This is a genomic window from Mesorhizobium sp. M4B.F.Ca.ET.017.02.2.1, from assembly GCF_003998955.1.
GTDB lineage: Bacteria > Pseudomonadota > Alphaproteobacteria > Rhizobiales > Rhizobiaceae > Mesorhizobium > Mesorhizobium abyssinicae.
The window spans coordinates 21,792-31,596 of the sequence record NZ_RZOF01000030.1 but is presented as its reverse complement, the minus strand read 5'-3'; the positions used below and the strand labels follow the sequence as shown (position 1 = coordinate 31,596).

The 9,805-nt window shown below is 63.9% G+C and carries 12 protein-coding genes, 1 other RNA gene and 1 pseudogene; 6 read left to right on the top strand and 8 right to left on the bottom strand.

Annotated elements, in window-relative coordinates:
• Positions 1 to 443: ABC transporter transmembrane domain-containing protein (locus tag EN738_RS06520; protein WP_245494383.1), on the bottom strand; the 443-nt coding region annotated here is incomplete at its 3' end.
• 204 nt (positions 444 to 647) lie between these two features.
• On the opposite strand from EN738_RS06520, the gene rpmE reads away from it, so the two are divergent.
• Positions 648 to 869, top strand: coding sequence for a 50S ribosomal protein L31 (rpmE, locus tag EN738_RS06515; protein ID WP_023668748.1), 222 nt, complete (start codon positions 648 to 650; stop codon positions 867 to 869).
• Between the two features lie 131 nt (positions 870 to 1,000).
• Here rpmE and EN738_RS06510 read toward each other — a convergent pair whose 3' ends face one another.
• Positions 1,001 to 1,645, bottom strand: a complete 645-nt coding sequence (locus EN738_RS06510; RefSeq protein ID WP_127282980.1) for a TetR/AcrR family transcriptional regulator — start codon at positions 1,643 to 1,645, stop codon at positions 1,001 to 1,003.
• Positions 1,646 to 1,756: 111 nt separating this feature from the next.
• Between EN738_RS06510 and EN738_RS06505 the strand changes: the two genes are divergently transcribed.
• Both EN738_RS06505 and EN738_RS06500 read left to right on the top strand, forming a co-directional pair.
• The gene (locus EN738_RS06505; RefSeq protein WP_127282979.1) at positions 1,757 to 2,581 is read left to right on the top strand and encodes an NAD(P)H-binding protein; all 825 of its coding nucleotides are present in this window, start codon (positions 1,757 to 1,759) and stop codon (positions 2,579 to 2,581) included.
• Between the two features lies 1 nt (position 2,582).
• Complete coding sequence (locus EN738_RS06500) at positions 2,583 to 3,059, top strand: DUF1772 domain-containing protein (RefSeq protein WP_127282978.1); 477 nt, start codon at positions 2,583 to 2,585, stop codon at positions 3,057 to 3,059.
• 32 nt (positions 3,060 to 3,091) lie between these two features.
• Here EN738_RS06500 and EN738_RS06495 read toward each other — a convergent pair whose 3' ends face one another.
• The 6 genes and pseudogenes from EN738_RS06495 to ssrS form a co-directional block, all read right to left on the bottom strand.
• The gene (locus EN738_RS06495; protein ID WP_127282977.1) at positions 3,092 to 3,424 is read right to left on the bottom strand and encodes a SelT/SelW/SelH family protein; all 333 of its coding nucleotides are present in this window, start codon (positions 3,422 to 3,424) and stop codon (positions 3,092 to 3,094) included.
• Positions 3,425 to 3,433: 9 nt separating this feature from the next.
• Complete coding sequence (locus EN738_RS06490) at positions 3,434 to 4,183, bottom strand: YebC/PmpR family DNA-binding transcriptional regulator (protein ID WP_127282976.1); 750 nt, start codon at positions 4,181 to 4,183, stop codon at positions 3,434 to 3,436.
• 240 nt (positions 4,184 to 4,423) lie between these two features.
• The gene (locus tag EN738_RS06485) at positions 4,424 to 5,191 is read right to left on the bottom strand and encodes a TerC family protein (RefSeq protein ID WP_127282975.1); all 768 of its coding nucleotides are present in this window, start codon (positions 5,189 to 5,191) and stop codon (positions 4,424 to 4,426) included.
• A gap of 71 nt (positions 5,192 to 5,262) precedes the next feature.
• Positions 5,263 to 6,086: pseudogene (locus EN738_RS06480) on the bottom strand (YmdB family metallophosphoesterase).
• Positions 6,087 to 6,163: 77 nt separating this feature from the next.
• Positions 6,164 to 6,751: a 5-formyltetrahydrofolate cyclo-ligase gene (locus EN738_RS06475; RefSeq protein ID WP_127282973.1), complete on the bottom strand. Its 588-nt coding sequence runs from the start codon at positions 6,749 to 6,751 to the stop codon at positions 6,164 to 6,166.
• Between the two features lie 94 nt (positions 6,752 to 6,845).
• Positions 6,846 to 7,001: non-coding RNA, 6S RNA (gene ssrS / locus EN738_RS06470), on the bottom strand.
• Positions 7,002 to 7,164: 163 nt separating this feature from the next.
• Here ssrS and EN738_RS06465 point away from each other — a divergent pair.
• The 3 genes from EN738_RS06465 (at position 7,165) to EN738_RS06455 (ending at position 9,743) form a co-directional block, all read left to right on the top strand.
• Complete coding sequence (locus EN738_RS06465; protein ID WP_127282972.1) at positions 7,165 to 8,004, top strand: MoxR family ATPase; 840 nt, start codon at positions 7,165 to 7,167, stop codon at positions 8,002 to 8,004.
• A gap of 93 nt (positions 8,005 to 8,097) precedes the next feature.
• Positions 8,098 to 8,544: a GNAT family N-acetyltransferase gene (locus EN738_RS06460; RefSeq protein ID WP_127282971.1), complete on the top strand. Its 447-nt coding sequence runs from the start codon at positions 8,098 to 8,100 to the stop codon at positions 8,542 to 8,544.
• Between the two features lie 8 nt (positions 8,545 to 8,552).
• Positions 8,553 to 9,743 (top strand): VWA domain-containing protein, encoded by a 1,191-nt coding sequence (locus tag EN738_RS06455; RefSeq protein ID WP_127282970.1) that lies wholly within the window; start codon positions 8,553 to 8,555, stop codon positions 9,741 to 9,743.
• Positions 9,744 to 9,805 lie beyond the last annotated feature (62 nt).

Below are 9,805 nucleotides of genomic sequence, written 5' to 3'. Positions count from 1 at the left end.
GCGGTGGCGCCGACCGCCGATTTCACCTGCGTGGTGTCCGCGGCGAGCCGCGACACGATCTCGCCCGAATGGGCCTTGTCGAAGAAAGCCGGCGACAGCGTCGTGACATGGGCGAAAACGTCGCGGCGGATGTCGGCGACGACGCGCTCGCCAAGCGTGATGACGAAATAGTAGCGCCCCGCCGATGCGGCCGCCAAAAGCGCCGCCATCGCCACCAGCGCTGCGAAATATTCGGCAATGAAGGTCGAGCCGGAGGACGAGAACCCGTTATCGATCATACGCCGCACGGCCATTGGTAAGGCCAGCGTCGTCCCCGCCGCCACGGCCAGCGAGATGAGCGCGCCGACGACCATCGTGCGGTAGCGGAAGATGTAGGGATAAAGGCGCTTGAGCGGCCCGAGCGAGCGCCGGCGCCCGTCTGCATCGCCACTGATATCCGCCATGAGCGTTTCCTCTGGCCGCCTTCGGGCAGTGCGTGCAATATGCGCCCGCCGCGGCCTTGTGATTCAATTCCGGCTGATGTATAGGCTCGCCGACCGTTTTAGAAGCCGTGGCTCCTCAATAGCTGCGGCTTCGAGTTTTAAAAAGGGGCGCATCGACGCAGGCCATGGGCCCGTCGGCAGCGCCACAAGCCAGGAAAAACGACAATGAAGGCCGACATCCATCCCGACTACCACACCATCAAGGTCGTCATGACCGATGGCACCGAATACTCGACCCGTTCGACCTGGGGCAAGGAAGGCGATACGATGAACCTCGATATCGACCCGACCACGCACCCGGCCTGGACCGGCGGCCAGCAGACCTTGCTCGACCGCGGCGGCCGCCTGTCGAAGTTCAAGAAGCGCTTCGAAGGCTTCGGCCTCTAAGCCGGATACGCCTGACAGATTTTGAAAAACCCGCCCTCGAGGCGGGTTTTTTGTTGCCATGACAGCTCCCTTCTCCCCGTAGACGGGAGAGGGGCACTGTCGTCAACTGTTTCGCAAATCGCGAACGTCGCCTACTCGCCCACCAGTTCCCTCAGCGCCATGCGCTTGTAGGCCGCGACCAGCCTGTCGCCCTCCTGGCGGTCGACGGAGATCGCCAGGCGCATGGCCGCCTCGCCCATCTGCCAGACCAGGAAGGCTGTGGTTTCCAGTGCCACCGGATCGGCATCGGGCCGCAGTCGCTTCAGCACCGCGACGAGGAATTCGGCATTGGCGCGGCTGTCGGCGAGCTCGAGCTCGCGCAACGCCTTGTCGGCCTGGGTGCCCGACCAGATGTCGCGCATCACCGGCTCGGCCAGGAACAGCCGGTAGTAGATATCGACCAGTTCCGAGAATGCCCGCCGCAAGCCCTCGGCGTCTGCGACATCCTTGAGCGCCGCGGCGATACAGGCCTGGCTTTCGGCCGTGTAGCGCTCGGCCAGCGCCCAGACGATCGCCCGCTTGTCGGGGAAGAACTGGTAGAGCGAGCCGATCGACACGCCTGCCCTTTCCGCCACCTCGCCCATGCGCATCGCGTCGCTGCCTTGCGCGGCAATCAGCGCCGAGGCGGCGGCGAGCATCCGTTCGACGCGTTCGCGGCTGCGCTGCTGGGTCGGGGAGCGGCGTGGCGAAGCCACTGATCCATCCTGCTGATGCGGCGCGGCACTTCTGCCTTCCATGGAGCCCTCCGGAAAGATTCTGCGATAACTCGCTTGACTCACAAAATACGAGGGTTTATCACGTTTTGCAAATGTGAGGATTACTCATATTTGCCAACCGAGGAGATCGAGATGACTACAAAACCTGTTTTGATCCTGGGCGGCACCGGCAAGACCGGCCGGCGCCTGGCCGAACGGCTGACCGCCAGGAACATTCCCGTGCGCATCGGCTCGCGCGCTGGCACGCCACCCTTCGACTGGCTGGACAAGGAAACATGGGGCCCTTCGCTCGAAGGCGTCGGCGCCGTCTACATCAGCTACTATCCAGACATCGCCGTGCCGGGCGCCGCCGAAACCGTCGAGGCGTTTGCCCGGCTTGCCGTCGAACGCGGCGTCAGGCGCCTGATGCTGCTCTCCGGTCGCGGCGAGCCTGAAGCCCAGCGCGCCGAGGAGATGTTGAAAGCCTCCGGCGCCGACTGGACCATCCTGCGCTGCGCCTGGTTCTCGCAGAATTTCAGCGAGGGCTTCCTGATCGAGTCCATTCTCGAGGGCGAGGTCGCCTTGCCGGTCGGCAATGTCGGTGAACCTTTCGTCGATGTCGACGACATCGCCGACGTCGCCGCAACCGTTTTGACGGAGCCAGGTCATATCGGCCAGCTTTACGAGCTCACCGGCCCGCGCCTGCTGAGCTTCGCCGACGCCGTCGCCGAGATCGGTAATGCCGCCGGCCGTGACATCCGCTACCGGCAGATCTCACATGCCGAATTCGCCGAGGCGGTGGCGGCGCACAACCTGCCGCCGGAATTCGCCTGGCTGCTCGACGAGCTCTTCACGAAGGTGCTCGACGGCCGCAACGAGACGCTGGCCGACGGCGTGCAGCGCGCGCTCGGCCGCCAGCCGAAGGACTTTTCCGCCTACGCAACCGAAACCGCCGCCAGCGGCGTCTGGAGCAACTGAGATGATGAAACTGCTACCCACACTCACCTTCATCGCCGCGATCGGCTCCGGCGTCGTCGGCGGCGTCTTCTTCGCCTTTTCCAATTTCGTCATGGCGGCGCTCGCCCGGCTGCCTATCCCAAGCGGCATCGCTGCAATGAATTCGATCAACGTCACGGTGATCACGCCGACCTTCATGACGGCGCTGTTCGGCACCGGTCTCATCTGTCTCGTGCTCATTGCCGCCGTTCTCTTTGGCTGGAGCCAGTCGGGTTCGTACTGGCTTATTGCCGGCGCCGTGATCTACCTGATCGGCAACCCGATCGTGACCATGGTCTTCAACGTGCCGCTCAACGACGCGCTCGCCGCCGTCGACCCGGCAAGTGCCAACGGCGCCGCCGTGTGGGCGAACCATCTGAATGCATGGGTGATGTGGAACCACGTCCGCACCGTCACCGCCATCGTGTCGATGGCCTGCTTTATCATGGCGCTGATTTGAAAGGCGTCTGGCTCAACGCAAAAGACCCGGCTTCAAGCCGGGTCTTTCGTTTTGTGGCCCTTGCGATCCGAGTGGCCGAGATCCCGGTCCGGATCGATGACGTCGCGGACCAGCTGCTTGAGCTTCGCGGCGTCGGGAAACCCGCCGTCGCGCTTGCGCTCCCAGACAAGCGTGTCGTTGCAGGAAATGCTGAAGATGCCGCCGGTGCCGGGCACCAGCGTCACTTCGCCGAGATCGGTGCCGAAGGTCGAGAGCAGCTCCTGCGCCATCCAGCCGGCTCTGAGCAGCCACTGGCACTGCGTGCAATAGGTGATGCGGACGGTGGGCAGCGGCTTGTCGCTCATCTCGGATTGAGCTTCGCTCATATTTCGGACTTAGGCCGCGCTGAGCTTGGCCATGGTCTCGTCGTCGACCTCGAAATTGGCGTAGACGCTCTGCACGTCGTCGTCGTCCTCGAGCGTGGCGACCAGCTTCATCAGCGACTGCGCGCGTTCCTCGTCAACCGGAACGTTGTTCTGCGGCTGCCAGATCGGCTTCACCGATTCCGCCTCGCCGAGCGAGGCTTCCAGCGCCTTCGACACGTCGCCGAGATTCTCGAAGGCGCAGTAGATGGTGTGGCCTTCCTCGTCCGATTCGACGTCGTCCGCGCCGGCTTCGATCGCCGCTTCCATGACCTTGTCGGCGTCGCCGGCCGATGCCGGATAGTAGATCTCGCCGGCCCGGTTCCACATGAACGACACCGAGCCGGTTTCGCCCAGCGCCCCGCCGGCCTTGGTGAAGGCGGCGCGCACGTTCGAAGCCGAACGGTTGCGGTTGTCGGTCAGCGCCTCGACGATCAGCGCCACGCCGCCCGGGCCGTAGCCCTCATAGCGTACCGCCTCGTAGTTTTCGCCGTCGCCGGCGGAAGCCTTGTTGATGGCGCGCTGGATGTTGTCCTTCGGCATCGACACGGCCTTGGCGTTCTGCACGGCAAGGCGCAGCCGCGGATTCATCGCCGGGTCCGGCGTTCCGGTCTTGGCGGCGACGGTGATTTCGCGCGCCAGCTTGGAAAACATTTTCGACCGCACCGCGTCCTGGCGGCCCTTGCGATGCATGATGTTCTTGAACTGTGAATGGCCAGCCATGGCACCCCTGTCGTGTTCGGCTAGAGCATCCTGAAGCCAGGTGAAGACACCTCGCTCTTCTCAAAATGCTCGAATTCAAAATTTCAGAGCGTCCCTGATACGCCTGTAGGGCATATGGCGCTCGCTGTCGGAATGGCCGGCTTATAGATAAATCGGCTCAATTCGTCCAGCCGCGCGTGACATCGGATGCGCAAGGCATCTGCCGCAGGCCTCGGAGTTGACGACGAAACCTGCTTCGCTTCAATGCCCTTCGCCGGACCTTGCCTTCTTGCGCCGCCGCGCCAGCATGTTGAGGCCCTCGACCAGCGCCGAAAAACCCATCGCCGCGTAGATGTAGCCCTTCGGCACGTGGTAGCCCATGCCGTCGGCGATCAGCGTCATGCCGATCATCAAAAGGAAGCCCAGCGCCAGCATGACGATGCTGGGGTTCTTGGCGATGAAGTCGGCAAGCGGCCCGGCCGCCAGCATCATCACGCTCACCGCCACGATGACGGCGATGTACATGATGGCGATCTCGTCGGTCATGCCGACGGCGGTGATGATCGAATCGATCGAGAAGACGAGGTCGAGCAACAGGATCTGGAAGATCGCGCCGGCGAGCGAGATCTGCAGCGTCTCGCCGAGCATCGTGTCCTTGTGATCCTCGGGATCGACCGTGTGGTGGATTTCCTTGGTCGCCTTCCACACCAGGAACAGGCCGCCGGCGATCAGGATCAGGTCGCGCCAGGAGAAGCCGTGGCCGAGCGCGGTGAACACCGGCGTCGTCAGCTGGACGATGATCGAGATGGTGGCGAGCAGCACCAGCCGCATGATCAGCGCCGCCGAAATGCCGAGCCGGCGCGCGCGCGCTCTTTGCGCCTCGGGCAATTTGTTGGTCAGGATCGAGATGAAGATCAGATTGTCGATGCCGAGCACGACCTCCAGCACCACCAGCGTCAGCAGCGCCACCCAGGCGGTCGGGTCGGAGACGAAGGCAAAGTGCGGCGCCAGGAATTCGATGAGCTGCATGGAGGTCGTCCCCTCTACGATCTGAAGCAGGTGTCGCCGCCAGTTAGGTACTGACGCCGCTCATATCAATGTCACGACCAGAAGGACGCTGCGGTTTCCTCGAGCCGCGGCCCGCGACGAAACGGCGCGATCTTCTCGGCCAGCCCGGTGCGGTCGGAGATGTCGACGCCGACGCCACACAGCGTCGCCGGCCCGCTCGCCGCCTCGAAGCGGCCTTTCGGCACTTTCGACAGGAAGCGGTTGAGCGGCTCCTCCTTGTCCATGCCGAGCGAGGAATCGTAGTCGCCGCACATGCCGGCATCCGACAGGTAGGCGGTGCCGCCGTTGAGGATCTGGTGGTCGGCGGTCGGCTGGTGGGTATGGGTGCCAACGACGAGGCTGGCGCGGCCGTCGACGAAATGCGCGAAGCACATCTTTTCCGACGTTGCCTCGGCGTGGAAATCGATGACGACGGCATCAGCCTGCTCGCCGAGAGGGCAGGCGGCGAGCTCGCGCTCGCCGGCCTGGAATGGATCGTCGAGCTCGGGATGCATGAAGACGCGCCCCATGATGTTGGCGACCAGCACGCGCGCGCCGTTCCGGGCGATGTAGACGCCGGAGCCGCGCCCCGGCGTGCCCTTGGGGAAATTGGACGGACGCAGGAAGCGCTCCTCGCGCGGCGCGAAGACCAGCGCGTCGCGCTGGTCCCAGACGTGGTTGCCGGTGGTGACGACGTCGGCGCCGGCGGCGAGCGTCTCGCGAAAAATCTCCTCGGTGATGCCGAAGCCGCCAGCGGCGTTCTCGCCATTGACGATAACGAAGTCGAGCTTGAAGTCGGAGATCAGGCCCGGCAGTTGCTCCCACACCGCCGTGCGTCCAGTTTTCCGACCATGTCGCCGAGGAAAAGAAGTCTCATATGATTCCGTGCCGAAAGTCCGCCAAGCAAAAGCTGCATGACTTTCCGCAAAAGATCATGCGTTCTCAAACGCTTTTCTACAATTCCGGCGTGAACCGGCGCAACCCGCTCTCTGTCAGTATTTCCGGAATGATCACGTCGTGGTTCTCATCGGGGACCTGTGCCACCTCCTGGCAGTCGAAGGCGATGCCGATCAGCCTCGGCGTCAGCCCCTTGTCGGCCAGCTTGCCGATGGCGCGGTCGTAGTAGCCGGCGCCGTAACCGATGCGATGGCCGCGCGCGTCGAAGGCGGCGAGCGGCACCAGCATGACGGACGGATCGAGCACCGCCGCCTCCTCATGCGGTCCGACCGTGCCGAAGCCCATCTCGACCATCGGCGCCCCGCGCACCAGCTCGCGAAAGACGATCGTGCTCTTGTCGAGGATGGCCGGCAGGCAGAGCCTGGCGCCCTTTTCGCGGAGCGCGAACATCAGCGGCCGCACGTCGACCTCGGAGCGCATCGGCCAGAAGCCGGAGATGATCTGCCCCGGCTCGACGGCGATCTGGTCGCGCGCCGTCTCGGCCATCTCGAGCGCGATCTCCACGCGCCAGAATTCGTCGAGCGCATCGCGGCGCGCCAGCGCTTCCTTGCGCAGATGTTTTTTCAGGTCTTTGGAAGAGGTCATGCGCGGACGCTAGAAAAGGTCAGATCTGGAGGGAGCTTTAGGAGCGACGTCTTCTGACACATCATCCACGGGGAGTGGATCCTTTGCCGTCAGGTGACGATCCACACAACCGGTGGAGAGGTCGATCCCGGGTGCCTACAAAGTAGGTGGGCGCCGTGTGAGAAAACCCACGGGTCTTCCCAGGGACAGCTCCCTAAGGATCGATAAGGCCCCGGGGATAAGTTTCACCTGCCGGGAAGCGCAGACCGCCGAGACCAATATAGGCCGATGGCTGCCCGAGCGCCAGAGAAACGGCTGGCCGCACCGACGTTATTCGCCGCTTCCGGGACCGCCGAACGAAGCGTCCCCCTGCCCCGCTCTTGCGCCGCCGAGTTCGCCTCCTTACGGTCGCCGCAAAACGGCCAGGAGAAAAAATGCGTTTCGAAGGCACCGCGGCCTATGTTGCCGACAAGGATCTGATGGTTGCGGTCAACGCGGCGATCGCGCTCGAGCGGCCCTTGCTGGTCAAGGGCGAGCCCGGCACCGGCAAGACCGAGCTTGCCCGCCAGGTGGCGGCGGCGCTCGGCCTGGATTTCATCGAATGGAACGTCAAGTCGACCACCAAGGCGCAGCAGGGCCTCTACGAGTATGACGCCGTTTCGCGGCTGCGCGACAGCCAGCTCGGCGACGACCGCTTTAGCGATATCAGGAACTACATCAAGCGCGGCAAGCTCTGGGATGCCTTTGCCGCGCCGAAGAAGGTGGTGCTTCTGATCGACGAGATCGACAAGGCCGACATCGAGTTTCCCAACGACCTGCTGCAGGAACTCGACCGCATGGAATTCTTCGTCTACGAGACCGGCGAGACGATCCACGCGGCGCTGAGGCCGATCGTCATCATCACCTCGAACAACGAGAAGGAACTGCCGGACGCCTTCCTGCGCCGCTGCTTCTTCCACTACATCCGCTTCCCCGACATCGAGACGCTGCACCGCATCGTCGACGTCCACTACCCCGGCATCAAGCAGAACCTGGTGCGGGCGGCGCTCACGCAGTTCTACGAGATCCGCGACGTGCCGGGCCTGAAGAAGAAGCCGTCGACCTCCGAGGCGCTCGACTGGATCCGCCTGCTGGTCGCCGACGACATCGCGCCGGAGGACCTGCGCGCCGACCCCAAGAACATGCTGCCGAAGCTGCACGGCGCGCTGCTGAAGAACGAACAGGACGTCCATTTGTTCGAGCGCCTGGCCTTCATGGCGAGACGGCAGGGCTAGGCCGCCAGCAACAGTGCTTTCCCTGGCTGTGGACCTTTGCCGTCAACCGGCCTCCGAGGCAGCGTCGTATCGGAAAAGTTCGGAGGAAACGAAATGACCGAGATCACCATCCGCCCGCTCGCGCAGTCAGATCATGCCGACTGGCGGCGCCTGTGGACGGCCTACCTCATCTTCTACGAGACCAAGCTGCCGGACGAGGTCTACGCCCTGACCTGGAAGCGGCTGTTCACGGAAGGCGAGTTCGAGCCGAAAGGTTTTATCGCCACGCTGGACGGCAAGGCGGTGGGTCTCACCCATTATATCTACCACCGCTCCTGCTGGTCGCTGGTCAACAACTGCTACCTGCAGGACCTGTTCGCTGACCCGGGCGTGCGCGGCAAGGGCGTGGGCGCCGCGTTGATCAAGGCGGTGCAGGACGAGGCCGGCAAGATCGGGGTGAAGAACGTCTACTGGATGACGCACGAGACCAACGCCACCGCGCGCCGGCTCTACGACCATGTCGCGCGCCGCACGGGCTTCATCGAATACGACCTGCTATAGATGGCCGCATGTTCATCCCCTTCTTCCTCGAATTGAAAGCCGCGCGGGTTCCCGTTTCGCTCAGGGAATATCTGTCGCTGCTGGAGGGGCTGGAAGCCGGGCTGGTCGACTATGATGTCGAGGGTTTTTATTACCTCGCCCGCGCGGCCCTGGTGAAGGACGAGCGCCATATCGACCGCTTCGACCAGGTGTTCGCGCATGTCTTCAAGGGCGTCGAGGCGCTTGGCGGGCCGGACGCCGTCGAGGTCGCCAACATTCCCGAGGAATGGCTGCGCCGGCTCGCCGAGAAGCACCTGACCGAGGAGGAGAAAAGGCTGGTCGAGGCTCTGGGCGGCTTCGAGAAGCTGATGGAGACGCTGAAGCAGCGGCTGGAGGAGCAGAAGGGCCGCCACCAGGGCGGCTCGAAATGGATCGGCACCGGCGGCACCTCGCCCTTCGGCGCCTATGGCTACAATCCGGAAGGCGTGCGCATCGGCCAGCACGAAAGCCGCCACCGCCGCGCGGTAAAAGTCTGGGACAAGCGCGAATTCAGGAATTTCGACGACGGTGTCGAGCTCGGCACGCGCAACATCAAGGTGGCGCTGAAGCGGCTGCGCCGCTGGGTACGCGAAGGCGCCGAGGAGGAGTTCGATCTGCCCGGCACCATTCACGCCACCGCCGAGCACGGCTATCTCGACGTCAAGACGCGGCCGGAACGGCGCAACGCGGTCAAGCTTTTGATGTTCTTCGATGTCGGCGGTTCGATGGACGATCATATCAGAGGCGTCGAGGAGCTGTTCTCCGCCGCCCGCGCCGAATTCCGGCAGCTCGAATATTTCTACTTCCACAACTGCCTCTACGAGCGCGTCTGGAAGGACAATCGCCGCCGCTTGGCCGAAACGATTCCGACCTTCGACCTCATCCACAAATACGGCCCTGACTACAAGGTGATCGTCGTCGGCGATGCCTCGATGAGCCCCTACGAGCTGGCGCATCCCGGCGGCTCGGTGGAGCACTGGAACCCTGAGGCCGGCAACGTCTGGCTCGGCCGCCTGCTGCAGCAATGGCCGAATGCGATATGGCTGAATCCGGAGAGCCAGAAGAACTGGGGCTACACCCATTCTATCGGGATGATCCGCGACACCTTCGGCGGCCGCATGTTTCCGCTGACGCTTGCCGGGCTGGAAGCCGCGACGAAGCAGCTTTCAAGGAAGCATTGAGCGTGGCGGTAATTCGCGGAAGTCGGCGCCGCCCCTCATCCGCCTGCCGGCACCTTCTCCCC

What these genes read in the sequence shown, in the direction of transcription:
- rpmE (WP_023668748.1), top strand. Translation starts at nt 648, where the DNA reads ATGAAGGCCGACATCCATCCCGACTACCACACCATCAAGGTCGTCATG.
- EN738_RS06510 (WP_127282980.1), bottom strand. Translation starts at nt 1,645, where the DNA reads ATGGAAGGCAGAAGTGCCGCGCCGCATCAGCAGGATGGATCAGTGGCT.
- EN738_RS06505 (WP_127282979.1), top strand. Translation starts at nt 1,757, where the DNA reads ATGACTACAAAACCTGTTTTGATCCTGGGCGGCACCGGCAAGACCGGC.
- EN738_RS06500 (WP_127282978.1), top strand. Translation starts at nt 2,583, where the DNA reads ATGATGAAACTGCTACCCACACTCACCTTCATCGCCGCGATCGGCTCC.
- EN738_RS06495 (WP_127282977.1), bottom strand. Translation starts at nt 3,424, where the DNA reads ATGAGCGAAGCTCAATCCGAGATGAGCGACAAGCCGCTGCCCACCGTC.
- EN738_RS06490 (WP_127282976.1), bottom strand. Translation starts at nt 4,183, where the DNA reads ATGGCTGGCCATTCACAGTTCAAGAACATCATGCATCGCAAGGGCCGC.
- EN738_RS06485 (WP_127282975.1), bottom strand. Translation starts at nt 5,191, where the DNA reads ATGCAGCTCATCGAATTCCTGGCGCCGCACTTTGCCTTCGTCTCCGAC.
- EN738_RS06475 (WP_127282973.1), bottom strand. Translation starts at nt 6,751, where the DNA reads ATGACCTCTTCCAAAGACCTGAAAAAACATCTGCGCAAGGAAGCGCTG.
- EN738_RS06465 (WP_127282972.1), top strand. Translation starts at nt 7,165, where the DNA reads ATGCGTTTCGAAGGCACCGCGGCCTATGTTGCCGACAAGGATCTGATG.
- EN738_RS06460 (WP_127282971.1), top strand. Translation starts at nt 8,098, where the DNA reads ATGACCGAGATCACCATCCGCCCGCTCGCGCAGTCAGATCATGCCGAC.
- EN738_RS06455 (WP_127282970.1), top strand. Translation starts at nt 8,553, where the DNA reads ATGTTCATCCCCTTCTTCCTCGAATTGAAAGCCGCGCGGGTTCCCGTT.